The sequence below is a fragment of the Burkholderia sp. L-4 genome (assembly GCF_056856535.1).
The window spans coordinates 432,470-458,073 of sequence record NZ_JBXEOX010000003.1 but is presented as its reverse complement, the minus strand read 5'-3'; the positions used below and the strand labels follow the sequence as shown (position 1 = coordinate 458,073).

Annotated in this window: 27 protein-coding genes; 9 read left to right on the top strand and 18 right to left on the bottom strand. The window is 69.2% G+C overall.

From position 1 onward, the window contains the following. Nucleotides 1–52: 52 nt before the first annotated feature. The 3 genes from AC1VVG_RS32575 to fnr all read left to right on the top strand — a co-directional run bounded on the left by AC1VVG_RS32575 (nucleotide 53) and on the right by fnr (nucleotide 3,869). Complete coding sequence (locus AC1VVG_RS32575; protein WP_482837483.1) at nucleotides 53–2,041, top strand: PAS domain S-box protein; 1,989 nt, start codon at nucleotides 53–55, stop codon at nucleotides 2,039–2,041. Then, nucleotides 2,038–2,685 (top strand): response regulator, encoded by a 648-nt coding sequence (locus AC1VVG_RS32570; protein ID WP_034192114.1) that lies wholly within the window; start codon nucleotides 2,038–2,040, stop codon nucleotides 2,683–2,685. Before AC1VVG_RS32575 ends, AC1VVG_RS32570 begins: the two co-directional genes overlap by 4 nt. A 410-nt stretch (nucleotides 2,686–3,095) precedes the next feature. Further along, entirely contained in the window at nucleotides 3,096–3,869 is a 774-nt protein-coding gene (gene fnr, locus AC1VVG_RS32565) for a fumarate/nitrate reduction transcriptional regulator Fnr (RefSeq protein ID WP_482837482.1), read from the top strand. A gap of 25 nt (nucleotides 3,870–3,894) precedes the next feature. On the opposite strand, the gene AC1VVG_RS32560 is transcribed toward fnr, so the two are convergent. Then, nucleotides 3,895–4,884 carry a zinc-dependent alcohol dehydrogenase family protein gene (locus AC1VVG_RS32560; RefSeq protein WP_482837481.1) on the bottom strand — a complete coding sequence of 330 codons (990 nt, stop codon included), beginning with the start codon at nucleotides 4,882–4,884 and terminating at the stop codon, nucleotides 3,895–3,897. 173 nt (nucleotides 4,885–5,057) lie between these two features. Here AC1VVG_RS32560 and AC1VVG_RS32555 point away from each other — a divergent pair, with 173 nt between their 5' ends. From AC1VVG_RS32555 to AC1VVG_RS32540, 4 genes are all read left to right on the top strand, one after another. Continuing rightward, nucleotides 5,058–6,065: an Acg family FMN-binding oxidoreductase gene (locus AC1VVG_RS32555; protein WP_034192111.1), complete on the top strand. Its 1,008-nt coding sequence runs from the start codon at nucleotides 5,058–5,060 to the stop codon at nucleotides 6,063–6,065. Nucleotides 6,066–6,084: 19 nt separating this feature from the next. Next, entirely contained in the window at nucleotides 6,085–6,420 is a 336-nt protein-coding gene (locus tag AC1VVG_RS32550; RefSeq protein WP_482837480.1) for a c-type cytochrome, read from the top strand. A gap of 22 nt (nucleotides 6,421–6,442) precedes the next feature. Then, nucleotides 6,443–7,471 carry an LOG family protein gene (locus AC1VVG_RS32545; protein WP_482837479.1) on the top strand — a complete coding sequence of 343 codons (1,029 nt, stop codon included), beginning with the start codon at nucleotides 6,443–6,445 and terminating at the stop codon, nucleotides 7,469–7,471. A 140-nt stretch (nucleotides 7,472–7,611) separates the two neighbouring features. Next, nucleotides 7,612–7,836, top strand: coding sequence for a hypothetical protein (locus AC1VVG_RS32540; protein ID WP_049030575.1), 225 nt, complete (start codon nucleotides 7,612–7,614; stop codon nucleotides 7,834–7,836). A gap of 397 nt (nucleotides 7,837–8,233) precedes the next feature. On the opposite strand, the gene AC1VVG_RS32535 is transcribed toward AC1VVG_RS32540, so the two are convergent. Continuing rightward, nucleotides 8,234–8,884 carry a BON domain-containing protein gene (locus AC1VVG_RS32535; protein WP_482837478.1) on the bottom strand — a complete coding sequence of 217 codons (651 nt, stop codon included), beginning with the start codon at nucleotides 8,882–8,884 and terminating at the stop codon, nucleotides 8,234–8,236. A gap of 230 nt (nucleotides 8,885–9,114) precedes the next feature. Here AC1VVG_RS32535 and AC1VVG_RS32530 point away from each other — a divergent pair, with 230 nt between their 5' ends. Continuing rightward, complete coding sequence (locus tag AC1VVG_RS32530; protein WP_034192106.1) at nucleotides 9,115–9,780, top strand: nitroreductase family protein; 666 nt, start codon at nucleotides 9,115–9,117, stop codon at nucleotides 9,778–9,780. A 104-nt stretch (nucleotides 9,781–9,884) separates the two neighbouring features. On the opposite strand, the gene AC1VVG_RS32525 is transcribed toward AC1VVG_RS32530, so the two are convergent. From AC1VVG_RS32525 to AC1VVG_RS32510, 4 genes are all read right to left on the bottom strand, one after another. Beyond that, nucleotides 9,885–10,319, bottom strand: a complete 435-nt coding sequence (locus AC1VVG_RS32525; RefSeq protein WP_049030574.1) for an Hsp20/alpha crystallin family protein — start codon at nucleotides 10,317–10,319, stop codon at nucleotides 9,885–9,887. 178 nt (nucleotides 10,320–10,497) lie between these two features. After that, entirely contained in the window at nucleotides 10,498–10,773 is a 276-nt protein-coding gene (locus AC1VVG_RS32520) for a DUF1488 family protein (protein WP_034192175.1), read from the bottom strand. Between the two features lie 41 nt (nucleotides 10,774–10,814). Next, complete coding sequence (locus tag AC1VVG_RS32515; protein WP_069706181.1) at nucleotides 10,815–11,288, bottom strand: universal stress protein; 474 nt, start codon at nucleotides 11,286–11,288, stop codon at nucleotides 10,815–10,817. 222 nt (nucleotides 11,289–11,510) lie between these two features. Beyond that, complete coding sequence (locus AC1VVG_RS32510; protein ID WP_069706180.1) at nucleotides 11,511–11,951, bottom strand: hypothetical protein; 441 nt, start codon at nucleotides 11,949–11,951, stop codon at nucleotides 11,511–11,513. Between the two features lie 321 nt (nucleotides 11,952–12,272). Between AC1VVG_RS32510 and AC1VVG_RS32505 the strand changes: the two genes are divergently transcribed. Next, the gene (locus tag AC1VVG_RS32505; protein WP_482837477.1) at nucleotides 12,273–13,871 is read left to right on the top strand and encodes a bifunctional aminoglycoside phosphotransferase/ATP-binding protein; all 1,599 of its coding nucleotides are present in this window, start codon (nucleotides 12,273–12,275) and stop codon (nucleotides 13,869–13,871) included. Nucleotides 13,872–13,926: 55 nt separating this feature from the next. Here AC1VVG_RS32505 and AC1VVG_RS32500 read toward each other — a convergent pair whose 3' ends face one another. From AC1VVG_RS32500 to AC1VVG_RS32445, 12 genes are all read right to left on the bottom strand, one after another. Beyond that, nucleotides 13,927–15,186 carry an ABC transporter ATP-binding protein gene (locus AC1VVG_RS32500; protein WP_482837644.1) on the bottom strand — a complete coding sequence of 420 codons (1,260 nt, stop codon included), beginning with the start codon at nucleotides 15,184–15,186 and terminating at the stop codon, nucleotides 13,927–13,929. Between the two features lie 119 nt (nucleotides 15,187–15,305). After that, nucleotides 15,306–17,039: an ABC transporter permease gene (locus tag AC1VVG_RS32495; protein ID WP_482837476.1), complete on the bottom strand. Its 1,734-nt coding sequence runs from the start codon at nucleotides 17,037–17,039 to the stop codon at nucleotides 15,306–15,308. 111 nt (nucleotides 17,040–17,150) lie between these two features. Beyond that, nucleotides 17,151–18,044, bottom strand: a complete 894-nt coding sequence (locus tag AC1VVG_RS32490; protein WP_482837475.1) for an amidohydrolase family protein — start codon at nucleotides 18,042–18,044, stop codon at nucleotides 17,151–17,153. Nucleotides 18,045–18,059: 15 nt separating this feature from the next. Continuing rightward, nucleotides 18,060–18,374 (bottom strand): L-rhamnose mutarotase, encoded by a 315-nt coding sequence (gene rhaM, locus AC1VVG_RS32485; RefSeq protein WP_049032029.1) that lies wholly within the window; start codon nucleotides 18,372–18,374, stop codon nucleotides 18,060–18,062. Nucleotides 18,375–18,385: 11 nt separating this feature from the next. Continuing rightward, a complete protein-coding gene (gene lra1 / locus AC1VVG_RS32480; protein WP_049032030.1) occupies nucleotides 18,386–19,171 on the bottom strand; it encodes an L-rhamnose 1-dehydrogenase Lra1 in 786 nt (261 codons plus the stop codon). A 9-nt stretch (nucleotides 19,172–19,180) separates the two neighbouring features. Continuing rightward, complete coding sequence (gene rhmD / locus AC1VVG_RS32475; protein ID WP_034192099.1) at nucleotides 19,181–20,359, bottom strand: L-rhamnonate dehydratase; 1,179 nt, start codon at nucleotides 20,357–20,359, stop codon at nucleotides 19,181–19,183. A gap of 42 nt (nucleotides 20,360–20,401) precedes the next feature. Next, nucleotides 20,402–21,337 carry a dihydrodipicolinate synthase family protein gene (locus tag AC1VVG_RS32470; protein WP_482837474.1) on the bottom strand — a complete coding sequence of 312 codons (936 nt, stop codon included), beginning with the start codon at nucleotides 21,335–21,337 and terminating at the stop codon, nucleotides 20,402–20,404. A 70-nt stretch (nucleotides 21,338–21,407) separates the two neighbouring features. Then, nucleotides 21,408–22,292 (bottom strand): glycosyltransferase family 2 protein, encoded by an 885-nt coding sequence (locus tag AC1VVG_RS32465; protein ID WP_482837473.1) that lies wholly within the window; start codon nucleotides 22,290–22,292, stop codon nucleotides 21,408–21,410. A gap of 122 nt (nucleotides 22,293–22,414) precedes the next feature. After that, nucleotides 22,415–23,119 carry a GntR family transcriptional regulator gene (locus AC1VVG_RS32460; protein ID WP_034192096.1) on the bottom strand — a complete coding sequence of 235 codons (705 nt, stop codon included), beginning with the start codon at nucleotides 23,117–23,119 and terminating at the stop codon, nucleotides 22,415–22,417. An 82-nt stretch (nucleotides 23,120–23,201) separates the two neighbouring features. Next, the gene (locus AC1VVG_RS32455; RefSeq protein WP_034192095.1) at nucleotides 23,202–23,969 is read right to left on the bottom strand and encodes a maleate cis-trans isomerase family protein; all 768 of its coding nucleotides are present in this window, start codon (nucleotides 23,967–23,969) and stop codon (nucleotides 23,202–23,204) included. Nucleotides 23,970–23,989: 20 nt separating this feature from the next. Further along, nucleotides 23,990–25,234, bottom strand: coding sequence for a D-amino acid dehydrogenase (locus AC1VVG_RS32450; RefSeq protein ID WP_049032443.1), 1,245 nt, complete (start codon nucleotides 25,232–25,234; stop codon nucleotides 23,990–23,992). A gap of 13 nt (nucleotides 25,235–25,247) precedes the next feature. Beyond that, the gene (locus AC1VVG_RS32445; protein WP_034192093.1) at nucleotides 25,248–25,595 is read right to left on the bottom strand and encodes a RidA family protein; all 348 of its coding nucleotides are present in this window, start codon (nucleotides 25,593–25,595) and stop codon (nucleotides 25,248–25,250) included. Nucleotides 25,596–25,604: the final 9 nt, after the last annotated feature.

The window sequence follows — 25,604 nt, the reverse complement described above, 5'->3', positions numbered from 1 at the left end:
GTCCGGCCCGCCGCCAGCCCGCCGTCGACGAAATCCGTCAGGATGAACGGCAATGACCGTGAATGCGCCCCCCTTCCGGGCCGGACCGGCTTCGCAGCCGATTCGACCCAGCCGATATGCGACCGTTGCCGTGCTGCTGACGCTGGTGCTCGGCGTGGCCGCCTCGTTTGCCGCATCCCGGCTGCTGCAGCATCGGGCGGAGCAAGCCGCCCAGGCGCGCTTCGCGCAAACCGCGACGCGCGCGACAGCCGACCTTCGCCGCAGCCTCCTCGGTGCCGCCGTCGTCCTGCGCGGCGCCCGGGAATTCGCGTCGGCACTGCCCGCGCCGCCGGACGGCGGCGCGTGGCGCCGTTATCTCGCCGGTCTCGATCTGGACGGGTTGCAGTCGCCGGTCCGCAGCCTCGGGCGAATCGAGCCGAGCCTGGCGAACAACGATCAGCCGACCCGGCAGGCGCTGCAGCGGGCGGCGGAAACCGGCAAGGTCGCGCTCGCCGCGAACGCCATTCAGGACGGCACCGATGCGGCGATCGCCCGGACCGAACTGACGCTGTACTTGCCGATCGATGCACAGGGTGAAGACCGCACGTCGCCCGGCGCGCGGCACGCAACGGCGGCCGGGTACGTGTATGCGGCGCTGAATCCGGCTCGTCTCGTCGATCCGTCCCTGCTCGAACGGCTGCGCCTGGAAATCCTGGCCGACCATCCCGCGGCGCCCGTGTATTCGGGCGGTTTCGGCGGAAGCGACGCATTCGACGCCGGCGCGACGTTCGAGCGGACCGACGCGCTGACGTTCGGCGGCACGCCGCTCTCGCTCCACTACAGCGCGCCGCGCGCCGCGACGGACGCGGCCGCGACGGCCGTGCTGCTGGCGGGCATCGTACTGTCGCTGACGCTGGCCGCGCTCGTGCGGCAGGCCGTCGCGAACCGAACGCCGGCGCCCGCCGGCGACAGCCAGCCCACCGAGGCCCGGATGATGGGCATCATCCGCTCGTCGATGGAGGCCATCATCACCGTCGACGAAAGCCAGACGATCGTGATCTTCAACCCGGCCGCGGAGCGCGTGTTCGGCGTCTCCGCGATGGAGGCGGTCGGTGCGCCGCTGTCGCGTTTCATCCCCGAGCGCTTTCGCGCCGCGCATGCGCGACACGTCGAGCAATTCGGCGTGACCGGCGTGTCGGAGCGCCAGATGGGCCGGCAACGCGTGCTGTTCGGCTTGCGCGGCGACGGCACCGAGTTTCCGATCGAGGCGTCGATCTCGCAGATTCGCGACGGCACCGGCAAGCTGTACACGGTCATGCTGCGCGACGTGACCGAGCGGGTGCGCGCGGAAAACGCCCTCAAGCAGTCGCGCGAGGAACTGCGCGACCTGTCCGCCAACCTGCAGAACGTGCGCGAGGAAGAGAAGACGCGGATCGCGCGCGAACTGCACGACGACCTCGGCCAGCAACTCACCGCGCTCAAGATGGATCTGTCGGCCGTCGAACTGGGGCTCGCGGGCGTCGTCGCGCCCAACCCCGGCGTGCGCGAGCAATTGGGCGGCATGCACCGCCTGATCGATTCGACCGTTGCGTCGCTCCGGCGCATCGCGGCCGATCTGCGGCCGGTGATGCTCGACGACCTGGGCCTCGTCCCGGCGATCGACTGGCTGGCGAACGATTTCACGCGCCGCTACAGAATCACGGTCGACCGGGACATCGCCCCCGGCGACATCGCGTTCACCGGCGCGGGGGCGACCACGCTGTTCCGCATCGTGCAGGAGGCGCTGACCAACGTCGCGCGGCACTCGGACGCGACGAACGTGAAACTGTCGTTGAAAGCGGAAGACGGTTATTGCATGCTGCGCATCGCGGACAACGGTCACGGCGCGCCGGCGCCCCCCCGCGATGCGCAGGACCGTCCGTCGTTCGGCCTGATCGGCATCCGCGAGCGCGCGCACATGCTCGACGGCACGGTGACGATCGACAGCCTGCCAGGCAAGGGATTCACGATCACCGTGGCGCTGCCGCTGCACGCCATCGAGCAAGGAGAGATGCGGTCATGATCAGGGTACTCATCGCCGACGACCACGCACTCGTCAGGGACGGTCTTCGGCACATCCTGCAGAGCGCGAGCGGGTTCGAGGTCGTCGGCGAAGCGCAGGACAGTGCGTCGACGATCGCGCTCATGCGCGGCACGGACGCCAACGTGCTGGTGCTCGACCTGTCGATGCCCGGCCGCAACGGGGTCGAGCTCATCAAGCAGATCAAGGACGAGAAGCCGGGATTGCATATCCTCGTGCTGACGATGCATGCCGAGCAGCAGTACGCGGTGCGGGCATTCCGCGCGGGCGCCTCGGGCTACATGACCAAGGAAAGTGCCAGCGCCGAACTGGTCGCCGCCCTGACCAAGATCGCGGCCGGCGGCGTCTATGTCAGCCTGACCATGGCCGAGCAGTTCGCGCAGAGCCTGAACGAGCCGACCGATCTCCTGCCGCACCAGCGCCTGTCCGACCGCGAGTTCGACGTGTTCCGGCGCGTCACCACCGGCGAGTCGATTTCCGAGATCGCGCAGGCGCTCTGCGTCAGCGTCAAGACCGTCAGCACGTACAAGACGCGGATCCTCGAAAAAATGCAGATGCCGAATGACACCGCGCTCGTCCGCTACGCGATGCGCCACAAGCTGTTCGAGGACCCGGACGAGCTGTGACGCCGACGGCGGCATCGGGCACGGCCGCTTCCCCGCGCGAAGGGGCCGGACGCATCGGCGCGGCGAAGCGCCGCCCGCCGTCCGTGTCCGGCGCACGCCGGCGACGCTCGCGACAAGATGCCGCAGCGCTGTAGGAAACGTCCTACAAGGCTTCCCTCTCCCCTACCGCAACTTCAATTCCGGCTGATTTTCTTGACGCCGCGCAACCTCCATACTTCGCATCAAGAAAAACGAGCAAACGTGCCTCCCGGAGCCAGGGCAGCATCATCGACGAGACCGGCGTAGCGGTCTCCGGCGCGTCCGGCGGGCTTTCCCGACAGGAAGGCGGCAGACACCAAGACCGCCGCTACAACGGCCAGCGCGATCCCGCCCGACGGCGAACCGCCGCTGCCGCCGAACAGGAGCCGATCATGCAGAGCAGTGCCGAAGTCCCGACGACCATGCCGTTACGCCCGTTCATCCCGCTGCGCTCCGTCGAGCCGGCGGATCAGCCCAAGCGCGCCGCGTCCCGCTGTTCGACATGCGCGTTGCGTACCGTCTGCATGCCGCCCGATCTTTCTCCCGACGATTTCGCGCGCGTCGACGCGATGATCTGCACGACGCGCCACGTCCGGCGCGGCGAAACGCTGTTTCGCGCGGGGGACGCCTTCACCAGCATCTACGCGGTGCGGACCGGGTCGTTCAAGACCATCATGATGCATCGCGACGGCGACGAGCAGATCACCGGCTTCCAGATCGTCGGCGAATCGCTCGGGCTCGATGGCGTGCACACCGGGCATCACAACGGCGACGCGGTCGCGCTCGAGGACAGCACGGTCTGCATCATCCCGTTCGGCCAGCTCGAGCAGCTGTGCCGCGAAGTGCGGCCGATGCAGCATCACGTGTACCAGATGATGGGCGGCGAGATCGTGCGCGAATCGTCCCAGATGCTGCTGCTCGGCACGATGAACGCCGAGCAGCGGGTGGCCGCGTTCCTGCTCAATCTTTCCGCGCGCTTCAAGGCGCGCGGCTACTCGGCCGCGGAATTCGTGCTGCGGATGACGCGCGACGAGATCGGCGAATACCTCGGCATGAAGCTCGAAACGGTCAGCCGCATGCTGTCGAAATTCCAGCACAAGGGGCTCGTCGCGGCGCAGGGCAAGCAGATCCGGATCGTCGATTCGGAAGGCCTGCGGCAAATCTGAGCGCGCCGCGGCGCCGTCGGGCGGATCAGCCGCGCATGCCCAGCACGGCGGCGCCCGATACGCGTCCGCCGCGCAGGTCGTCGAGTGCGCGGTTCGCGTCGGTCAGCGCGTAGCGCACTGCCTCGACCCGCAGCGGCATCGCGGCGGCGACCCGCATGAATTCGACTGCGTCCGCACGGGTCAGGTTGGCCACCGACGCGATGCGACGTTCGCCCCACAGCCACGCGTACGGAAAGGCCGGGATGTCGCTCATGTGAATGCCTCCGCACACGACGATCCCGCCTTTGTCGACCGCGCGCAGCGCGGCCGGCACCAGCGCGCCCACCGGCGCGAAGATCAGCGCCGCATCGAGCGGCTCCGGCGGCATTTCGTCGCTGCCGGCGGCCCATGCGGCGCCCAGCGACAGCGCGAGCTGCTGCGCGTCCGTGTCGCCGGGCTTCGTCAGCGCGAACACCTCGCGTCCTTCGCCATGCGCGACCTGCGCGACGAGATGCGCCGCCGCACCGAAGCCATAGATGCCGATGCGGCGCGCGTCGCCCGCCATGCGCAAGGTTCGGTAGCCGATCAGGCCCGCGCACAGGAGCGGCGCGGCTTCCAGGTCGGCATAGCGCCGCGGCAGATGCACGCAATACCGGTGATCGGCGGCCGCACGCTCGGCGTAGCCGCCGTCGATCGTATAGCCGGTGAATCCGGCGGTGTCGCACAGGTTCTCGCGGCCGGACGTGCAATACGCGCAATGCCCGCACGTCGAGCCGAGCCACGGAACGCCCACGCGGTCGCCCACCGCGAAGCCCGTCACGCCCGCACCCATCGCGCGCACCGTTCCGACGATTTCGTGCCCCGGAATCAGCGGCAGCTTCGGATGCGCGAGCTCGCCGTCGACGACGTGAAGATCCGTCCGGCACACGCCGCATGCGTGCACGTCGATCAGCAGCTGGCCCGGCGCGGGCGTCGGATCCGGCACGCGCGCTTCGCGCAAGTGCGGCGTCGTGCCGTCAAACATCATCGCGAGCATGCTCCCCTCCCTGCGCGATCGGTCTCGCGCGTTTCGCATTCCAAGCGTAGCCGCACCGCAACGCGCGCGGCTCGCCCGATGACGGGGGCTTGACGTGGGTCAACGGCCGCCGGTCGGTTGCTGACACGATGAAGTGGCATGACGCCGCCCGCGCGGCAACCAGGAGATGATCGATGATATCCGTTCCCCCGCTTGCCGCAAGCGCCCATCCCGACCAGCAACTGCGGGAGCTGCTGGGCTACGCGGTGCTGGCGCCGTCCAGCCATAATTCCCAGCCGTGGCGCTTCCTGGTCAACGGCACCACGATGTCGGTCTGCGCGGACCGCGTCCGCGCGCTGCCGGTGGTCGATCCGTTCGATCGCGAGCTGATCATGAGCTGCGGCGCGGCGTTGCTCAACCTGCGAGTCGCGCTCAATCACGCCGGGCTCGCCCATACGATCCGCACGTTTCCATCCGAAGTCGATCCCGATCTCCTGGCACTCGTCCGGGTCTGCGACGACGGTTATTCCGATGCGTCGCTCGGCGCGCTGTTCGATGCGATTCCGGAGCGCGTCACCACGCGCGCGCCGTTCGAATCGACGGCCGTGCCGGACGAGATCCAGCAGGCGCTGATCGCGGCGGGCGTCGCGGAAGGCGCCGACGTCGCGTGTGTCGACTCGATCGCGCATCGCGCGCGCGTCGCCGAGCTGGTGGCCGAGGCCGACCGTCAGCAGTTCGCGGACCCGCGCTTTCGCCGCGAGCTGGCGAGCTGGATCGATCCGCGCCGGCACGTCGACGGCATGCCGGCCTTCGCGGCCGGCGTGCCGTCGTTGCTGGACTTCGCCGCGCCCGTCGTGACGATGGCGGTACGGACCTTCGATCTCGGCAACGGGCTCGCCGCGCTGCATCACCAGCTCGTCGGCGCATCGCCGCTGATCGTGTGCATCGCGACCGTGCGCGACGATCGCGAAGCGTGGCTCGCCGCCGGCCAGGCGCTCGAGCGCATCCTGCTCGTCGCGACGCGCGCGGGTTATACCGCGTCGTACCTGAACCAGCCGATCGAGACGGCCGGCTTGCGCGCCCACCTGCGCCACATGCTCGGGCTGCGCGGCGAGCCGCAACTGCTGCTGCGCGTCGGGCGCGGTCCGCATACGCCGCATTCGCCGCGTCGCCCGCTCGACGACGTGATCTCCTTCACCTGACCTCGACGAGGAACCGAACATGAACGTCATGCGTTGCGCCGCCCTCTGCGTGATCGCCGTGGCGGCCGGCTCGGCCGCGGCGCAGACGACCGTGCCCGAGCCGACCGAACTCGTCAATGCGCAGCACTGCATGTTCTGCCATACGATCGACATGACGTTCCTCGGGCCGTCGTTTCACGAGATCGCCGAGCGCTACCGCGGCGATCCGCACGCCGCGGCGGAACTGGAACGCAAGCTGCGCGTCGGCGGCCGTGTGCACTGGGGCGACACGCCGATGCCGTCCGCCGTCGATCGCGGCGGGCCGCTGTCTCCCGACGACGCGCAGCAGCTCGTGCAATGGGTGTTGAGCCAGTGATCGGCGCGCGGCACTTCCGTTCATGTCGACCCTCGTGAAACGCGCGCCCGCCGGCATGGCAAGAGGCCGCGCACGCCGCCGCCCCGCATCCGCCGCGACGCTCGCGAAGGCCCGCGCCAAACGGCCGCGCGCAAGGCCCGATGCCGTCGTCGGCGAGGACTCCGTCGGGCGCACCCCGCGCCGGCCGCGGCGCGGCGCCCATTCCCTGAACCGGCCGCCGGCCGAGGAAGACGCGACCCTTCTGCAGGGTGCCGGCATGCGCGGCATCCGGCTGCAATTCGATTACTGGAAAGCCGAGGAGCGGCTGCAGAACGAGCGGATCGGCCATGCGGTCGTGATCTACGGCAGCACGCGCATCGTCGCGCCGTCGGTCGCGAAGGCGCGGCTGGACGAAGCGAATCGCCTGCTGGCGGAGCGTCCGTACGACGCGGGCCGGCGGCGCGCCGTCACGATCGCCAGCCGGCTCGTCGAATACAGCGTGTATTACCGCGTTGCGCGCGAATTCGGGCGCATCGTCGCGCATGCCGACCGCTGCACGCGCACCGCGCGCCTCGCCATCGTCACGGGCGGCGGTCCCGGCATCATGGAGGCCGCCAACCGCGGCGCCTACGAACGCGGCGCGCCGAGCATCGGCTTCAATATCGAGCTGCCGCGCGAACAGGCGCCCAATCCGTACATCACGCCGGCGCTCGGCTTCCGGTTCCACTATTTTGCGATCCGCAAGCTGCACCTGCTCGAGCGCGCGAAAGCGGCCGTCTTCTTCCCCGGCGGCTACGGCACCTTCGACGAGCTGTTCGAGGTGCTGACCTTGCTGCAGACCCGAAAGATCGCGCCGCTGCCAGTCATCCTCGTCGGCGAGGCGTACTGGCGCCGTGCGATCGACCTGGCGTTTCTTGCCGACGAAGGGATGATCGACCGCCGCGACCTGGAACTGTTCACGTATTGCGAATCCGCCGCGGCGATCTGGCAAGCGATAGGCAGCTGGTATGCGCGGCGGCGCGAACGCGCGCCGGCACGCTGCAACGCGGCTTCGACGCCACGTGCCGTGTAGGAATCGGCCGACGGAACGGGCGCGATTCCTACCGCAACTTCGGGGCAGGCTGATTGAACCGCGGGCGCGCGGCAACGATACTGAAATCACGGGTACCGGCCGACCGGCACGCCGATCGCGCAACCACCAGGAGAGACGCCATGTCAAACGCCGACTATCGTTCCGATTCGGGGATGCGGGTTGCCGCGTCCGACACGGCAGCGCTCGACACGCTGGCACTCGTCGCCCTCGCCCGGGACGCCGGCATGCTGGTGATACTCGACGGACAGATCGGGCGCGAGCGGTACGAAAGCGTGACGGGATCGATCGCCACGCTGGCCCGCTTCGCCCAGGCGCTGCAGCTTGCCACGCTCAAGGCGGCGTGATGCCCGGCATCGAGGCGGCGGGCATCGGCAGCCGTCGCCGCTGCGACGGCCGCTGTCGCCGCGCGGTGTCGCGCGTCCGTTCGGGAGCGGCCACCTTTCAATGAACGGCTGCCTGTCGGGGCACGGCAACCCTTGCGCCCCGACCTTGTCCCGATGAAGCCGCGATGAACCGCCCGTTTCCGGAAGGGTCGCCCGCATGCTTCCGGGCGTGCTCGAACGTCCGCCCGCGGATACCGTCCGGTGATTCGAGCGTGACGTGGGGCCGGCAGCGGAAGCCGCCCGTTGCGGCCGCGACCGTCTCGATCGCAACCGCCCCGCCCGTTTCGTGAAGTGCACCTGAAAGCGTCATCCGGCGACCCTGCCGGATCGCCGTGGACCGCCCGTCCGCCTGCCGGACTTACTCGACCACCAGGTCGTCGACGACGGCACGCACGCCGCGCGCGGACCACGCGGCACCCCGCACGGCCTTGCGTTCGGAAAACGAGCCGACCTTGCCGGACAGCCGCACGGTACCGTCGTGCACGTCGATCGCGATGTGCTTCGCCTCACGCTCAGCGTGACGCATGATCGCGCGCTTGATGTTGCCGCCGATGTCGTCCGAACCGACCGTGCCCTGCACCGCGATGTGGTCGGTCACGCCCGTCACGCTGCGCATCTGCGAGATCGCGCGCACGGCCAGGTGGCTCTGGTACGCCCAGTCGACCCTGCCCGACAACGTGATCCAGCCGCGCTCGACCTGCACCTTGACCGCGTCGTCGTGCAGCCCGACCGTCCAGTGCAGCACCGAACGCACCGCTTTCGCGATGTCCTCGTCGGTGCGCACGTCGTCGTCCGGCAGATGCACGGTCATGTCGACGACGAGCGCCTTGACGCCGCCCACGCGGTTCGCCGCACGCTCGATCGCCAGCTTCTCCGCGTAGCTCGGCGGATGACCCGAAAGCGTCACGATCCGGTCGGCCACCTCGACGCCGATGCGGGTCGAATCGATCGACGGGTCGGACTCCAGTTCGTCCTCGACATCCTGCTTCAACTGCTTGTCGGTTTTCATCGTCTGCTCTCCTGTGAGCCGCGGCGCGCCTGTCCGCCGCACGTCGTCAGCGTTGCACACGCGCGGCGCCCGGTCGCTGATGCAGGTCAACGGATGCCGCACGCCGCAAGTCGTGGCCGGCCGGTGCGCTGCTTGACGGAAGTCAAGCCGATACGGCCCAGCCGCCTTATCGTGAGATCGCCGATGCGCGAGGTTCCAGGCACGCGCAATCACGCTTCAAGGAGACTCGCATGACCGCACCGCACCTGTTGGCCTATTCGCCGGCGCCCGCCGCGCGGCCGGCGTCGCCCGAGGGCGACTCGCCGGAGATCATCGACCTGCCGCGCCCGATGCTCGACAACGACGTGCCGCTGATGGCCGCGCTCGCGACCCGCATGAGTTCCCGCGAATTCGCCGCCGCGCCGCTCCCGCCGGTGACGCTCGGCACGCTGTTGTGGGCGGCGGACGGCATCAACCGGCCGGCAAGCGGCGGCCGAACCGCGCCGTCCGCGCACGCATTCAACGAAATCGACATCTACGTGGCGCTGCCTGGCGGCGTCTATCGTTACGATGCGCCCGCGCACCGGCTCGTGCTCAAGCATGCCGTCGATGCGCGCAACCTGACCGGCTATCAGGACTTCGTCGGCCGCGCGCCGCTGGATCTCGTCTACGTCGTCCGGACGGCCGCGATACTCGACATGCCGCCCCAGCAACGCGACGTGTTCTCGGCAATCGCGGCCGGCGCCATCGCGCAGAACGTCTCGCTGTACTGCGCGGCGGCCGGCCTCGGCACCGTCGTGCGCGGCTGGATCAATCACCGCACGCTCGCCGACGCGCTGCGGCTGAACGAGGACGAGTTGCCGATCCTCGCGCAGACGGTCGGCTATCGGACCGGCAGTGCGCCCTCGCATGCGTGAGCACGGCGGCGGCCGCGCCTGCAAGACGGCGCGCGGATCGCTCCGCGCGCCGGATCCTCCCGATGGGCGACGCGTGCCCGCATCGCCCGTTGCCCGTCGTCCGATCAGCTGATCGCGAGTTTCTTCTGCCCGACCGGCGCCTTCTTCGGCAGCGTCAGCGACAGCACGCCATCCTGATAGGTCGCCTTCGCGTTCGCATCGTCGATGTCGCCGGACAGCGAGAACGAGCGGCTGATCGCACCGCTGTAGCGCTCGCGCCGGATCACGCGCTCACCGTCCTTCTGCTCGTTGTTGCGCTCGATCTTCGCGTGGATCGATACGGTGTTGCCCGTCACCTGGACGTCGATGTCGTCCTTCGCGACGCCGGGCAGCTCCGCGTTCACCGTGTACGCCTTGTCGTTTTCCGTGACGTCGATCTTCATCGATGCGAGATCGGGCTCGTCGGCCAGCGTCATGCCGCGCAGCGGCCTGAACAGACCCTGGAACAGATCGGCCACGGGTTCGATCGAAAACGGATCGTAACGCGTCATGTTGCTCATGATTCGCACTCCTCATAGGGATGACGTGCAGCCGGTGCGCTCGTCCCGGCAGCAGCGGCCGCGATGAAGACCGGATGGCGCGGCACCCAATGCCGCGCGTGGGACGAATGATCTTTCGAATTCCAGCGTACCTCCGCGCCCCGGCACGCGCTTGATGCGCGTCAAGGGCGGCGGCCGATTACGTGCAGAACCGGAAATGGCCGCTATGGAGCAGGATCGGCCGTCCGCCGATTTCCTCGAGCAGGCAGCGCGCGGCGCGCTCGATCGCGGGACGATGGCGTGCGAATGCGTCGACGAGGTCCGGCTCGCGAGGAGATGCCGCGCGGAAATGATCTTCCAGCGCGGCCGCGGTGATCGCGCAGCGTACGCGGCGGCCCTCGACGAGCGCCGGAAAGCTCAGTGCGGAATCGAGGTCGCAATACGTCGGATGTTCGGAAGGAAACGAGATCTGCATGATGATCACCTTGGCGGGTAACGCACGGGCCGACGGCGGGACTAGGCCGCCGCGACCGTCGCGTGCGCGGCATCCTCGCCGCGCACGAGCAGGACCGGGCAACGCGATGCGCGGAGGAAGCGCTCGGCGACGCTGCCGAGCACCAGCCGCCGGACACCGCGTCGACCATGCGTGCCGACCACGGCCAGATCGATCGAATGATCGACGACGTAGCGCTGCAGGCGCTCCGCGACGTCCTGACCGAAATCGGTCTCGACGAGGTCCGTCTCGCCGTTGACGGCCGCGCGCGCGATCGTCCGGTCGGCATCGTGCAAGATTGCGGCGCCGTGGCGCCGGATCTCGTCGAGCAAGGCTTCCGGCTCGATGCGGCCGCGGTAGGCGAGAAGCGCGGATTTGTCGACGACGAACACGGCGAACAGGCGGGCGCCGCATACTTTGGCCATCCTCAGGCCTGCGTCGAGCGCCTGATTAGCGGTAGGACTGCCATCCGTCGCAACCATGATCGTCGTGTACATGCGGGCCTCGCTGAGGAACGGACGCGCGAGCGGCGTCCGGATTCGCTTCCATCATCGGCGCTCGCCGCCGGCACGCGTTGACCGGAGTCAACGGTTTGAAGCCGCGATGAAACCGGCACGCGCGGAGACTGGCGGCAGCCGCGGCATGCGGGCCCGAGCGGCCGGCATCCGGCCGACCGGGAGGCGCGGCACCGCGTGGCCCGGAATCGGCGGCATCCGACGCTAGCTCGGCGGGTTCTCATCAGGCCGGAAGCCCTGCTCGATTTCAAGGATCTTCCGCGCGCACACATCGTATTGCCAGCCGGGGCCGCCGTCGGTGTCGTACATGCCCTTGCACATCGCCTTGAGCCGGATCACCGCGCCGCCGCCGCCCGATTCCACGCGCGATGCCCAGAGATAGACTTGTCCCGCCGCATACGGTTGCGCCGTCTCGATCCGGTCCGCACCGAATCGCGTGATCCGGGTCGACGAATGCGCCTGGACGTAGCGCCGCGTGCGGCTCCACGCACGGTCGCATTCGGACGGTGTCGAACACGGCAGCGATGCGGCCTGACGCATCGCGAGCAGTCGTGTTTCCATCGTCCTGAATGTCGCGGATCGCTCCGCGCCGGCGCAGGCGCCCAGCGCGAGCAGCACGATCATCGCGAACGCTCGTCGTTTCATCGTCAATGCCTCTCGGGCCGTGAATGAGGCCGTGAATGCCGCACATGGTCGCGCGCCGCTTGACGCAGGCGCCACAGCCGACTGTATGCGCCGCGTCGGCGGCCGCGGTTGACCTGCATCAAGCGCGCTTTCGCGCCTCCGGCTTGACCGGCATCAAGCCGGAATGCGCCGCGCTCGGCTGCAATACGGCTCATCGAGTCGGCAATGCCCGGCCTGCCGGTCCGGCGACATCGGGCAGACGGGAGCGCGCAGGCTCGGGTCGAATCCAACCCGCCGGGTGCGGCAACGCGCAGACGCACCCGTACAACCCATTCGTTCATCATGTCCCGAGCGCCGCATCCCCCGTTCGTGCCGAGTCGCGGAAACACGCGACGACAGTCGACGCAATTCGATCGCGCCATGCGCCGACCTGCCACCTATCCGCACCCCGCGGGCCGGATCGAGCGGATCGAAACCCATCTGTCCGTCGTTTATCTGGCCGGGCGCTATGCGTACAAGCGCATCAAGCCGGTGCGCTTCGCCTTCGTGGATCTCGTGCGGCCGGCGCGGCGGCGCCACTGCGCGCTCGCGGAGTGCACGCTCAACCGGCCGTTTGCCGGCCCGTTGTACCTGGGCGTCTGGCCGCTCCTCGCGCACGGCCGGCGCTGCGCGTTCGGGGCACCGGTGCCGACCGGCGGGCGCCGGCAGCGGACGGTGCCGGGCGAATACGTGGTACGCATGCGCCGTTTCGATGCGCACGCGATGTTGTCGGCTCGCAGCGCATCGTACGACGACGGTCTCGCGGATGCGGACGCCCTCGCCGATACGCTGGCCCGCCACCATCTGCATGCGCCGCGCCGTGCGCCGCGCGGCCATCCCGGTAGCGCCGCCGGCGTCGCGGCCCAGTGCCGCCCCTTGCTCGACACGCTCGACGTCACGGTGCCGGACGAAGCCGCGCTGCGCGCCTGGTACGACGCCGAGCTGATCCGCATCGCGCCGCTGCTCGCCGCTCGGCAGTCGCGCGGTTTCGTGCGCGCGTGCCACGGGGATCTGCATCTCGACAACATCGTGCGCTGGCGGAACCGGATCCTGATGTTCGACTGCATCGAATTCGACGACGCGCTGCGCTGGATCGACGTGGCGAGCGATCTCGCGTTCGCGCTGATGGATTTCTCCGCCCACGGACGCGAGGATTGCGCCCGGCGCCTCCTTTCCGGCTGGCTGGCACGCACGGGCGACCCCTCGGCACTGGGCGTGCTGCCGTGCTACTTCGTCTACCGTGCGCTGGTGCGCGCGCTGACCGCCCGGCTGCGCGGCGACGAAGCGGCGCGCGAGCGCTATCTGCGCACGGCGTCGGCGATGGCCGACGCACGACGCGATGCGCAACCGGTTTTGCTCCTGTGTCACGGGCTGTCCGGCTCGGGCAAATCGCTGGCCAGCCGCGCACTGGCCGAGCGGCTCGGCGCGATCCGGTTGTCCAGCGACGACACACGCAAGCGCGTGGCCGGCGCCTCGGCCGGCACCCGCCTGCCCTCGAATGCGTATTCGGACACGGCGATCGACGAGATCTACGACGGACTGCTTTCGACGGCTCGCGTAGTGCTCGACAGCGGCTACACGGCGATCGTCGACGCCACGTTCCTGCGCGGGTGCCACCGGGCAGCGTTCATCGCGCTCGCCGCACGGCTCGGCGTGCGCGTCGCGATACTGGATTTCACCGCGAGCCCGGCAACGCTTGCCGCGCGTGTCGCTGCCCGGGCGGCACGCGGACGCGATGCCTCCGATGCCGACACCGCCGTGCTGGCCCGGCAGATCGAGCAGGCCGATCCGCTGACCGAAGCCGAAGCGGCGATCGCCGTCCGCTTCGATACCGACCGCGACGCCGCCGCATATGGCAGCCGCGCGTTCTGGTCGCCGCTGCTCGCCGCACTGCGCGCGTAGGCGCGCGGGGCGAATCCCGCCGGCACACGGCCGGGCCGCCCCATCGCCGTGACGGTCAGCGGCCGAACGTGCGGGTGTGGTCGTCGTAGTCGAACAGTCCCGCGTAACGGCCCCAGTCGGTCACGACCCGCAGCGCCTGGTCCGCGCTGCGCGGATCGAGACGATCCTCCAGTTCGAGTTCGAAACGCTCGCGCGGCGCGCGACGCCCCTCGCGTTCGCCGAGCACTTCGTCGATATGCTCGGCGAGCGGCACGAACCGGACGACGTGCTCGCGAAACAGGCGCCGCCGCGCATCGTCGTCGCTTTGCGCGAACACCTGGCCCGCGGCGCTCAGCCGGATGGTCCGGTCGCGCCATTCGGCGAACGCGAGCAGATGGAGCGCGGCCGCCGTCGAATGGAGCGCGTCGACCCGGAGCGCGAGCGCCGCTGCAATCGTGCCGAGTTCCGCATGCCCGTCGTACGGCGCGGCCGCGAGCGTCTCGACGAATCCGGCGAGGTGGTGACTCGACACGTTAGGCAGTTTCATGGCCAGCGCACCGCCCGTCGCTGCGCGGTCGGCCGTCGCATCGGCGATGCGTGCCGTCAGCGCCGCATAGATCTTGCCGACGATCGCCTGCACGGCCGGATCGTGCCGGCTGCGCGGGCGCGGCAGCGGCACGTTCAGCGTCGCCTCGACGTGCGCCGGGCCGCCGCCGAGCACCAGGATGCGATCGCACATGAGCACGGCTTCCTCGATGTTGTGCGTCACCATCAGCACCGACCGCGTCGACAGCTGGTGCGCATCCCACAGGTCGAGAAAGTCGGTGCGCAGCGTTTCGGCGGTCAGCACGTCGAGCGCGGAGAACGGTTCGTCCATCAACAGCAGCACGGGTTCGCTGACGAGCGCGCGGGCGAAACCGACCCGCTGACGCATGCCGCCCGACAGTTCGCGGGGAAACGCCGATTCGAACCCGTCGAGCCCGATCAGCTCGATCGCGGCGGCCGCGCGGGCGCGGGCATCACCCGGCGCAAGACCCAGCGCGTCGAGGCCGAGCTCGACGTTTTCGAGGACGGTCAGCCACGGATACAGCGCGAAGGTCTGGAATACCACCGCGATGCCGTCGGTCGGACCGGCGAGCGGCGCACCGCGATACGTCACCGTCCCGGACGAGGGGCTGACGAGCCCGCCGGCGATCCTCAGCAGCGTGGATTTGCCCGAACCGGAGCGGCCCAGCAGCCCCAGGATCTCGCCCGTGTGCAGCGCGAGGTCGATGTCGGCCAGCACGTGCCGCGGCTCGCCGGACGGCTCCGTGAACGATCGGGATACGGCCCGCATCTCGAGCACGACCGCCGCCGGGTCGGGCGGCGGCGCCGCCGCGTGCGTGACGTTGCGTTCGGTGTCTTCGCTGAGGTTCGGCACCCGCGTCTCCCGTGCGTAAAGGATCGGTTGAGGGCTCAATCGAGCCGCGTGCGGCGTTCCGCGAACGCGACCATCGGGCGCCACACGAGCCGGTTGGTCGCGATCACGAGCAGCGACATCGCGGCGACGCCGAGCGCGATACGCGGATAGTCGCCGGCGTCGGTCATCCGCGCGATATAGGCGCCGAGTCCGCCGGCATCCAGGCGCGTGCTGCCCCAACTCACGGCCTCGGCGACGATGCTCGCGTTCCATGCGCCGCCCGACGCGGTAATCGCGCCCGTCACGAAGTACGGCAGGACGCCGGGCAGCATCACGTGTCGCCACCAGGTCGCCGGCCGTACCCGAAAGCACGCGGCCGCTTCGCGCAGGTCGGCCGGGAACGCGTTCGCCCCGGCGATCACGTTGAACAGGACATACCATTGCGCGCCCAATATCATCAGCGGGCACAGCCAGATGCGGGGTTCGAGCCGCAGGTGCACGATCGCGAACACCGCGACCGGAAACAGCAGGTTGGCCGGAAACGCGGCGAGGAACTGCGTGACCGGCTGGATGCGGGCGGCCACGCGCGGCCGCAGACCGATCGCGATGCCGACCGGCACCCAGATCGCCGACGCGATCGTGACCAGCACGGTCACGCGCACGAACGTCAGCGCGCCTTCGCTCGCGACGACACGCAGGTCCGTCCACGTGAGCGTCGCACGTCCGTGCCGGTACAGTTCGACCGCCGCATACACGCATCCCGCCCCGCACAGTGCAAACCCGAGCACGTCGCCCGCGTGGCGCGGCAGCGCGATCCGGGCGCGCCATGCCGGCACGAACCCGTGCAGCCGCGCGCGCGCCACCCGGCGCAACACCGCCCGGACCGGGCCGACTCCACGGGCGATCCATGGCGATCGGTGGAACAGGTCGAGCATCCAGCTGCGCGACGCGACCGTGGGCGACGCATCGCCATAACGGAACCGCTCCGACCACGCGACCAGCGGCCTGAACAACAACTGGTCGTACAGGGCGATCGTGACGCTCATCGCGACGATCGCCCAGCCCACGGCCGCGAGGTCGCGATTCGCGATCGCCTGCGCGACGAAGGCGCCGACGCCCGGCAGGTCGACGCGCCGGCTGCCGACCGCGATCGCCTCGGCCGCGACCACGAAAAACCAGCCGCCCGACATCGACATCATCGCGTTCCAGACGAGCCCCGGCATCGCGAACGGCACGTCGAGGCGCCAGAAGCGCTGCCATGCCGACAGCCGGAAGCTGCGGCTGGCCTCGTCGAGATCGAGCGGCACGGTGCGCAACGCCTGGTAGAAGCTGAACGTCATGTTCCACGCCTGGCTGGTGAAGATCGCGAAGATCGCCGCGCACTCGGCGCCGAGCATCCGCCCCGGAAACAGCGCCAGGAAGAACGGCACGGTAAACGACAGGTAGCCGAGGATCGGCACCGACTGCAGCACGTCGAGCAGCGGGATCAGCACGCGCTCGGCGCGGCGGCTGCGCGCCGCGGCGGTCGCATAGACGAACGTGAAGACGATCGACGCGAGCAGTGCCGCGAACATGCGCGCGACGGTGCGCAGCGCGTAGCCGGGCAGCGCCGCGGGCGACAGCGAAATGGCCGGGGGAGGCGCCACCGCCAGCGGGCCGGCCATCTGGTGCGCCGAGAGGCCGGCCAGCAACAGGAACCCGACGACGATCAGCATCGCGGCGAGATCCCGCCAGCCCGGCGCCGGCAGCGACCAGCGCCCGCCCCGCAAACCCTCCGCATGGTGCTCCACGACGCCCCTCCCCGCCGATGATGGCGGTTCATCTTCGCGGGCGGGGCGGCCGGCGGGCTTGACTTGCGTCAAGCGCGCCGCAACGGGCGGCGCCATGCATGCGGCGAGTGGTCAGAGGCGATAGATCCGTTCCGCATTGCCGATGAACAGCGCCTGCCGTTCCGCATCGCTCGCGCCGGCGACGATGTCCGCATACGCTCGCCAGAGCGCCGGATAGCCGGCATGCAGCCGGTCGATCGGAAAATTCGACGCGAACATGCATCGCGCGGCGCCGAACGCGTCGATGCCCTCGAGCACATAGGGCCGGAAGCTCTCGACCGTCCACCGGTGATCGAACATCGCAAGCCCGCTCAGCTTGAGCATGACGTTCTCGCGGCGGGCGAGCCCGTGCAGCCCGGTACGCCACGCGCGATAGCCGTGCACGCTGTCGCGGTCGACGAACATGCCCGCGTGATTGACGATGAAGACCGTGTCCGGATGCGCGTCGACCAGGGCCAGCGCGGCCTCGACCTGGGACGGATAGAGCTGCAGGTCGAACGACAGCCCGAGCCGGGCGAGCCACCCGAAATGCGCGCGCCAGCCGGGATCGTCGAGATAGTCCCGGTCGACGTAGTTGTACCAGGGGTTCGCGTGACGGTTCAGCACCTGACGAATACCGCGCACGTTCGCGCAGGCGGCGGCCGCCTCGAGCCGCGCGGGCGCGTCGGCACGCGACAGGTCGACGCCCGCGACGATGCCCTCGGGCATGCCGCCGCTCGCCGGCGCATCCGCAAGCGCCTGCAGCCATTCGACCTCGCTCGGCGTGGTCCACGCGTCATGGATCGCCTCGACGTGCACGACTTTCAGGACATCGATCTCGCCCGCGTCCGCGCGCAGGTCGGCCGGGCCATAGGCACGCGGCAGCGCGGCCACCGGCCCGGAGAACGCCGGCTGCGCGCGGTCGAGCCAGCCGTAGCTCAACGCATCGGCATCCCAGAAATGCACATGTGGATCGACGACCTGCATGGCGCCTCCTGACGGTCACGCGAGATGGAACATCGGTTCCAGCGGTTTTTCGAGCGGCCGCCCGTCCTCGTCCGTCGCCATCAGGTCGGCCATGTACGCCCACCACCGGCGCATCACGTCGGCCTGCGCGAGCTCGGCCATCCGGTGCCCGGCCGGGCGTTTCAGGACGGCGAACAGGCAATCCGTTTCGTCGTCGAGGAAAATCCAGTAGTCCGCGATGCCGGCCGCGCGCAGCGCGTCGGCGAGCGCCGGCCAGATCGCGTCGTGGCGCCGCCGATACTCGTCCTTGCGCCCGCGATGCAGCCGCATCCTGAACGCGATCGTCTCCATGTCCGCCCCCTTCATTGCAGGTTCACGTACAGGCCGCCGTCGACGAGCAGCGCCGCGCCGTTGACGTAGCGTGCCAGGTCCGACGCGAGGAACACCACGCAGTCCGCGACGTCGTCGGGCTCGCCGAGGCGGCCGAGCGGAATCCGCTGCTCGAAGTACTCGGCCTTGCCGGGCGCCGCGAGATCCGCTTCGTTGATCTCGGTGCGGATCGTGCCCGGCAGCACGGAATTGCAGCGGATCCGGTGCGGGCCGAGCGCGACCGCGCACGACTGCATCAGCGCATGCACGCCGGCCTTCGTCGGCGTGTAGTGCGTCTGCATGCCGCCGCCGACCAGCGCGCTGATCGAACTGGTCGCGACGATCGCGCCGCCGTCGCCTTGCCTGGCCATTTGGCGCGCGACCGCCTGGGTCACGTGGAACGCGCCGTGCAGGTTGACCTCCATCGTGCGTCGCAGCAGGTCGGCGGGCAGGTCGAGGAACGCGTGGAACGGGCAGATCCCCGCATTGCTCGCCAGCACGTCGATCCGGCCGAACGCATCGACGGCCCGCTCGACCAGTTCGTCCGCGGTGTCCGGCCGCGCGATGTCGCCCGGCACCGCGAGCGCGCGCCGGCCGGTCGCCCCGATCTCGTCGATCAGCGCGTCGAGCGCGTGATCCGACTGCGCCGGCAGCAGCGGGTTGGCCCAGTAATTGACGACGACGTCGGCGCCATGCCGCGCGCATGCAAGCGCGATCGCCCGGCCGATGCCGCGCGAGCCGCCGGTGACGACGACCACCTTGTTCTCGAGCAGTTTCATCGCGGCGGCTCAGTGCGTGTAGGGCCGTTCGGTGCGCACGGCCGGATTGAGCCGCACACCGAACCCGGGCGTGTCCGGCACCTTCATCCGTCCGCCGCTCGGCACCGGTTCGTCGAGCAGCAGCGGATCGAACATCGGCACGACGCGATCCGCCTGCGGCGCCATCATCAGGAATTCCGCGAACGGGCTATTGTGCCGCGTCGTCACGAAGTGATAGCTGTAGACCGACGAGCCGTGCGGCACCACCAGCACGCCATGCGCGTCGGCGAGGGCCGAAATGCGGACGAGTTCCGTCATTCCGCCGCACCAGCCGACGTCGGGCTGGATGATGTCGCAGCAGCCCATCTCGAGCAACATGCGGAAGCCCCAGCGCGTCGCCTCGTGCTCGCCCGTCGTCACGAGCAGATCGGGCGGCGCCGCGCGGCGCAATTGCGCATAACCCCAGTAGTCGTCGGGCGGCAGGCACTCCTCGATCCACTTGAGCCCGTAGGCGTGCGCCTCGTGCGCGAGCCGGGTTGCATAGCGCACGTCGAGGCTCATCCAGCAGTCGAGCATCAACCAGAAATCGGCGCCGACGCGCTCGCGCATCGTGGCCAGTTCATCGAGGTTGCGGCGCAAGCCGTCGTCGCCCTCCGCCGGACCATGATGCAGCGGCAGCTTGCCGCCGATGAACCCCATCTCCTTCGCGAGGTCCGGCCGCGCGCCGGTCGCGTAGAACTGCAGTTCGTCGCGCACCTTGCCGCCGAGCAACTGGTGCACCGGCTCGCCGCGCACCTTGCCGAGCAAGTCCCACAACGCGAGGTCGACGCCGGAGATCGCGTTCAGCACCACGCCCTTGCGTCCGTAATAGAGCGTCGCGTGGAACATCTGATCCCACATCTTCTCGATGTCGGTCACGCGCTGACCTTCGATGAAACGCGCCAGATGGCGCTCGACGATGAACGCGCCGATCTCGCCCCCCGTCGTCACCGCGAAACCGACCGTGCCGTCGCTCGCCTCGATCTCGATCACGAGCGTGCCGAGCACGTTGATGCCGAACGACTGCCGGCTCTGCCGGTATTCGGGGTAACGCGCCATTGGCGTCGCGATGTGATCGTCGATCCAGTGGTCCGCGCCCTGGTCATGGTAGTCGGCGCCGCCGCCGCGCACCGTCAGCGCGCGGATGTGTCGTATCGTGGGCATGCTCATCGGGACATTCCTCGCAGGGGAAAAAGAAAACAGGCAGGCGCGTCAGCGCGCCCAGCGCAGCACGCACGCGTCGAGCCGCCGCGCGATCTCCACGAGGCCCGCGCGCGTCTGCGGGTGCAGCGGCATTAGCGGGCGCCGCGGCGCGTCCGACGCGATCACGCCGCCCGCCTTCATCAGCGCCTTGCAGGCGAGCAGCCCGGCCTGGCGGTTTTCATAGTTGATGAGCGGCAGCCACTTCTCGTAGCCGGCCACCGCCTCGTCGCGACGGCCGGCGCGATAGGCGGCCAGTATCGGCTGCAGGCCGTCCGGATACCCACCGCCGAGGATGCTGCCGGTCGCGCCCGCGTCGAGATCGGCGAGCAGCGTGATCGCCTCCTCGCCGTCCCACGGCCCCTCGATCGCGTCGCCGCCGAGCGCGATCAGCTCGCGCAGCTTCGCCGCCGACTGCGGCACCTCGATCTTGAAATAGCGCAGGTTCGGAATCGTGCGCGCGAGCCGCGCGAGGAACGCCGCCGATACCTGCGTGCCGCTCATCGGCGCGTCCTGGTACATGATCGGAATGTCGATCGCGTCGGAAACCTCCGAGAAGAACGCGCCGATCGCCGCCTCGCCGCAGCGGATCGTCGCGCCGTGATACGGCGGCATGATCATCACCATCGCCGCACCGGCCGCCTGTGCGCGCCGGCTGCGTGCCGCGCAGATCACCGGATTGAAGTGGGTCGTGGTCACGATCACGGGCACCCGCCCCGCGACGTGCTCGAGGATCATCCCGGTGAGCCGCTCGCGTTCGTCGTCGGACAGCGAGAACTGCTCCGAGTAGTTCGCGAGGATGCACAGCCCGTCGGCGCCCGCGTCGATGATGAAGTCGACGCAACGCATCTGCCCTTCCAGGTCCAGTTCGCCCGATTCGGTGAAAATGGTCGGCGCGACGGAAAACGCGCCCGTATAGCGGCGAGTGGCCTGCGTGTCGTGAATCATCTTGTCCGCCTCTATTATTTAGGATTACATAAATCATGAAACGATATTTCGCACGTCGTCATACGTTGATTCAGACCCTGCCGTACCGGCCGCGCAGCCCGTCCGTCACGCCGCACAGAATCGCGTGCAGCTTGGTTCGCTTGTCGCGGGCATGCAGCAGGATGAACGCCACGTGCTTCAGCGTGATCAGGTTGATCAGCAGCATGGCCGGATAGCGGCGCCAGTAGTCGCGGGCGACCAGGATGCAATTGCGGGCCGCGTAGTAGTGGCGCAGTGCGCTCTGGTCGAAGATCTCGACGCGCGGCCAGTGCTGCCGGGCCGACGGACTGCCGAGTTCGTGCGGCAGCGACACGTCCGCGTTCACGCGCACCGGCACGCCGTTCGCCTGCGCACGCATGCAGTACTCGGCATCGACATGGTCGATGAAGAAATCCTCGCGAAACCGCCCGAGGGCGCGATAGGCGTCGAGCGAAATCGCGGTGCCGGACGAGATGATCACCGAGCACGGCAGCAAGCCGTGCGCGCCGTCGCCGATCGGCGTGATCCGCGCGGACCAGCGGCCCACGGTGAAGAGCGGCAGGTTGCGCCGGAAGTTGCGGTTGAAGATCCGCGGCCCGACCAGAAAGCGCGTATCCCCGATCGTCGCGCACCCCGCGAGCATCCGCTCGAAATAGTCGGCGGGCACGGTCGAATCCTGGTCGAAGATGAAGAAGACGTCGCAACCGCGGCGGATCAGAAACTCCACGCCGGCGTTGAACGCGCCGGCGATCCCGCCGCGGTTGTGGTTCGCAACCACGTCGACGCCGCGCGCGGCGAGCCGCGCGTGCAGTTCGCGATCGACGACCGGCGAGTTGTCGACGGCAACGACGGCCGGACTGTACGCGGGCAAGCCCAGCAAATGATCGATCTGCGCCGCGGACGGCTTGTACAACGTGACCAGCGTGCCATGTTTCATGACGGCACCTCGTAACGAAAGCGTGGCGATGCGCCGCACCGGGTTGCGGGCGGCCCGTCCTCCTTTGCCTTGCGTCTCGTCGGTACGGCCTCGCGATGCACGCGTGCATCGCGGGCCGCCCGTTATTTCGCGTACAGCTTGACGACGCTCGCTTCCACGACCCGCGTGATTTCCTCCATCCGCCAGCGGATGTGCGTGTCGGTCAATGCAACGCAACGTTCCGTGTCGCGCGCGGCGAGCGCGTCCAGGATCTCCAGGTGCTCGGTGAAGGCCTCGTCGCGCCGCTGATCGACGTCGACCCACCGCACGTAGTGAATCCGCGCGTTGATGCCCTGCAGCACGCGTCCGATCTCCGCATTGCCCGACAGCGCGGCAAGCTCCAGGTGAAACAGTTCGTCCTTCAGGACGAGCTCCGACGACGGCATCCGCGATGCGCTCTTCATCACCTGCCGCCAGAAGCGGCGCAGGGTCTTGATGTCGTTGTCGGACGCCCGCTCGCATGCGAGCATCACCGCGGTCGACTCGATCGAACGCCTCAGCTCAAAGAGATCGAACACGTCTTTCCCTTCCAGTTGGCGGATGAAGAATCCGCGATTCGGCACGAAGACCAGCAGGTTCTCCGCGACGAGACGGTTCAGTGCTTCCCGGATCGGCGTGCGGCTGACGTCGAACCGCTCCGCCAGTTCAAGCTCGTTGACCCGCTCGCCCGGCCGGATCTTGTACAGCACGGCCATCTGCTTCAACTGCTCGTAAATCTCGTTGACCGTCAGGCCCGCGCGTTTCGGCGCCAGTGTCTCGCGGCCGCCAAGCACGGAATTCGCTGCCATTTCGCCTCCTCCTTCGTCTGTCGGCGACCGTCATTATCGGCCATGAACCGGCCTGCGGGCGCCTCGGGTGCTGCGGCCACCGTCATTGCATCAACAGGCGCCCGAAACCCGGCACCGGATCGTCGACGCCCGCGAGCCGCAGCGCATGCCACGCAAGCGCGTGATTGCTCGACAGGACCGGCTTGCCGGCGCGCGCCTCGATCTCCGCGAGCGCGTCGACGAGCCGGAGGCTCGTGCACGACACGAACACCGCGTCCACCGCCGGATCGGCGGCCAGCGCGAGCACCGCGCGCTCGATCGACGCGCGGTCGATCCGCGCCACCTCGTTGTCGTCGCGATGCTCGAACGAGCCCGCCCTGACGACGTCGACGCCACGTGCGCGCAGGTAGGCGGCCATGGCTTCGTTGATCGAGCGCTCGTACGGCGTGAGCAGCGCGACGCCGCGCGCGCCCAGCGCACCGAGCGCGACCCGTGCCGCGGTGATCGGCGTCGTGCACGCGACGCCCGGCCGCGCTTCGCGGATCCGCTCGAACACGCGCTCCTCGCCGAGCACCGTCGACGCGGACGTGCAGCCGAACGCGACCACGTCGAGGCGCTCGCCGGGGCGAATCAGCTCGACGGCCGCCGCGATCCCGCCGTCCATCCGCGCGAGCGTCTCCGCGGTGATGTCGGCGGAGTTCGCGATCCGGCTCTCGTAGAACGCGACGCCGTCGAGCGCGAGCACGCGCCGCCATTCGTATTCGATCGTATGGTCGGTCGCGAGCACGACGAGCCCGATCGCCGCGCGGCGCGCGATGCCCGCATCGAGCGAGAAGCCGAAGCGCGCGTACGAACCGGCATCCTGCTGCATGGGGGTCGTAAGAAGTTCGCTCACTGGAGTGTCATCCCGGTAATGTCGATGTCGGGTTGCCGGCCGTGGATCAGGTCGGCGACGATTTTCGCGGTACCGCACGACATCGTCCAGCCCATGTGGCCGTGCCCGGTGTTGAGAAAGAGATTGCGATGGCGGGTCGCACCGATGATCGGCGTGCCCTCCGGCGTCATCGGCCGCAATCCGGCCCAGTACGACGGCTTCGTGTAGTCGGCGCCGTTCGGAAACAGCGCCCGCGCGGTCGCCAGCATGTGCGCGAAGTCCGCGGGCGTGTGGGTCGTGTCGTAGCCGCTGAATTCGGCCGTCGCGGTCAGGCGCAGCCGGTCGCCGAACCGCGCCCATGCGACGAGCTGGTTTTCCTCGACGCCGCCGAGCGTCGGCGGTTCGTGGCGTGCATCGATCGGCAGCGTGACCGAATAGCCTTTCACCGGATAGATCGGCAAGCGGTAGCCGAGCCCGCGCGCGACGAACGGCGAGTACGCGCCGAGCGCAAGCACGTAGCGGTCGCCGCTCACGCGGCCCTGCGACGTCTGCACGTAGTCCACCGCGTCCGCGCTCGCGCGCATGCCGTCGATCGTGGTGCCGAAACGGAACTCGACACCGAGCGCGCGGCAGCGTTCGGCGAGCGCCCGGGTGAACAGGTGCGCATCGCCGCTCTCGTCGGACGGACAGTAGATCGCACCGGCGATCGCATCCGCCGCGCCGGCAAGCGCGGGCTCGCGCTCGATCACCGCGCGCGAATCAAGCGTCTCGAGCGGCAAGCCGTTCTCGGACAGAATTCGCATGTTCGCGATGCCGCGCTCGAACGATGCGGGATCGCGGTACAGATACAGCAAGCCGCTGCTGATCCGGTCGTACGCGAGCACCTCGTCGCGCGTCGCGGACTGCAGCTGCTGCTGCGCGTAGCGGCACAGCCGCACCTTGATCGACGTGTTCCGGCGCGAGCGCTCCGCCGTGCAGTTCCGCAGGAACAGACGACACCACGCCCACATCCGCCAGTCCGGCGACCACTTCAGGCGCAACGCCTGCCCGTCCGAAAACAGCGACTTGAGCAGGATCTTCGGCGCGCGCGGGGAGGCCCACGTATAGGAATGCCCCGGCGCGATCAGTCCCGCGTTCGCGAAGCTCGTCTCGAGCGCGACGCCGTCGCGCCGGTCGACCACCACGACCTCGTCGCCGGCCTTCGCGAGAAAGTACGCGGTCGTCACACCGACGATGCCGCCTCCGAGCACGACCGTCTTCATCGCGCGTCCCCCGCTAGCACGCGGCGATCGCCGCGATTTCGACCGTGTATTCGGGAAACGCGAGCGCCGACTCCACGCAGGCGCGCGCCGGCGCGTCGCCCTGCGGCACCCACGCATCCCAGACCCGGTTCATGTCGGCAAAGCTCCGGTGATCGGCAAGCCAGATGCTCGCGGACACGATCCTGCGCTTGTCGAGCCCCGCGCCATCGAGCAGCCGGTCGATCTTGTCGAGGATCTGGCGGGTCTGGCCGGCGACGTCGAGCGCGGTGTCGTCGGCCACCTGTCCGGCAATGAACGCGAAGCCGCCCGCGACCACGAGCTGGCTCATCCGTTCCCCCGCGCCATAACGCTTGATTTCCATCGCACCGCC

Coding starts and splice junctions, on each gene's coding strand:
- AC1VVG_RS32515 (WP_069706181.1), bottom strand. CDS start 11,288: ATGTACACGACGATCATGGTTGCGACGGATGGCAGTCCTACCGCTAAT.
- AC1VVG_RS32505 (WP_482837477.1), top strand. CDS start 12,273: ATGTCCCGAGCGCCGCATCCCCCGTTCGTGCCGAGTCGCGGAAACACG.
- AC1VVG_RS32520 (WP_034192175.1), bottom strand. CDS start 10,773: ATGCAGATCTCGTTTCCTTCCGAACATCCGACGTATTGCGACCTCGAT.
- rhaM (WP_049032029.1), bottom strand. CDS start 18,374: ATGGAGACGATCGCGTTCAGGATGCGGCTGCATCGCGGGCGCAAGGAC.
- fnr (WP_482837482.1), top strand. CDS start 3,096: ATGCAGAGCAGTGCCGAAGTCCCGACGACCATGCCGTTACGCCCGTTC.
- AC1VVG_RS32540 (WP_049030575.1), top strand. CDS start 7,612: ATGTCAAACGCCGACTATCGTTCCGATTCGGGGATGCGGGTTGCCGCG.
- AC1VVG_RS32535 (WP_482837478.1), bottom strand. CDS start 8,884: ATGAAAACCGACAAGCAGTTGAAGCAGGATGTCGAGGACGAACTGGAG.
- AC1VVG_RS32560 (WP_482837481.1), bottom strand. CDS start 4,884: ATGCTCGCGATGATGTTTGACGGCACGACGCCGCACTTGCGCGAAGCG.
- AC1VVG_RS32500 (WP_482837644.1), bottom strand. CDS start 15,186: ATGCGGGCCGTATCCCGATCGTTCACGGAGCCGTCCGGCGAGCCGCGG.
- AC1VVG_RS32490 (WP_482837475.1), bottom strand. CDS start 18,044: ATGCAGGTCGTCGATCCACATGTGCATTTCTGGGATGCCGATGCGTTG.
- AC1VVG_RS32575 (WP_482837483.1), top strand. CDS start 53: ATGACCGTGAATGCGCCCCCCTTCCGGGCCGGACCGGCTTCGCAGCCG.
- AC1VVG_RS32470 (WP_482837474.1), bottom strand. CDS start 21,337: ATGATTCACGACACGCAGGCCACTCGCCGCTATACGGGCGCGTTTTCC.
- AC1VVG_RS32445 (WP_034192093.1), bottom strand. CDS start 25,595: ATGGAAATCAAGCGTTATGGCGCGGGGGAACGGATGAGCCAGCTCGTG.
- AC1VVG_RS32530 (WP_034192106.1), top strand. CDS start 9,115: ATGACCGCACCGCACCTGTTGGCCTATTCGCCGGCGCCCGCCGCGCGG.
- AC1VVG_RS32460 (WP_034192096.1), bottom strand. CDS start 23,119: ATGGCAGCGAATTCCGTGCTTGGCGGCCGCGAGACACTGGCGCCGAAA.
- AC1VVG_RS32545 (WP_482837479.1), top strand. CDS start 6,443: ATGTCGACCCTCGTGAAACGCGCGCCCGCCGGCATGGCAAGAGGCCGC.
- AC1VVG_RS32450 (WP_049032443.1), bottom strand. CDS start 25,234: ATGAAGACGGTCGTGCTCGGAGGCGGCATCGTCGGTGTGACGACCGCG.
- AC1VVG_RS32555 (WP_034192111.1), top strand. CDS start 5,058: ATGATATCCGTTCCCCCGCTTGCCGCAAGCGCCCATCCCGACCAGCAA.
- rhmD (WP_034192099.1), bottom strand. CDS start 20,359: ATGAGCATGCCCACGATACGACACATCCGCGCGCTGACGGTGCGCGGC.
- AC1VVG_RS32510 (WP_069706180.1), bottom strand. CDS start 11,951: ATGAAACGACGAGCGTTCGCGATGATCGTGCTGCTCGCGCTGGGCGCC.
- AC1VVG_RS32525 (WP_049030574.1), bottom strand. CDS start 10,319: ATGAGCAACATGACGCGTTACGATCCGTTTTCGATCGAACCCGTGGCC.
- AC1VVG_RS32570 (WP_034192114.1), top strand. CDS start 2,038: ATGATCAGGGTACTCATCGCCGACGACCACGCACTCGTCAGGGACGGT.
- AC1VVG_RS32455 (WP_034192095.1), bottom strand. CDS start 23,969: ATGCAGCAGGATGCCGGTTCGTACGCGCGCTTCGGCTTCTCGCTCGAT.
- AC1VVG_RS32465 (WP_482837473.1), bottom strand. CDS start 22,292: ATGAAACATGGCACGCTGGTCACGTTGTACAAGCCGTCCGCGGCGCAG.
- lra1 (WP_049032030.1), bottom strand. CDS start 19,171: ATGAAACTGCTCGAGAACAAGGTGGTCGTCGTCACCGGCGGCTCGCGC.
- AC1VVG_RS32550 (WP_482837480.1), top strand. CDS start 6,085: ATGAACGTCATGCGTTGCGCCGCCCTCTGCGTGATCGCCGTGGCGGCC.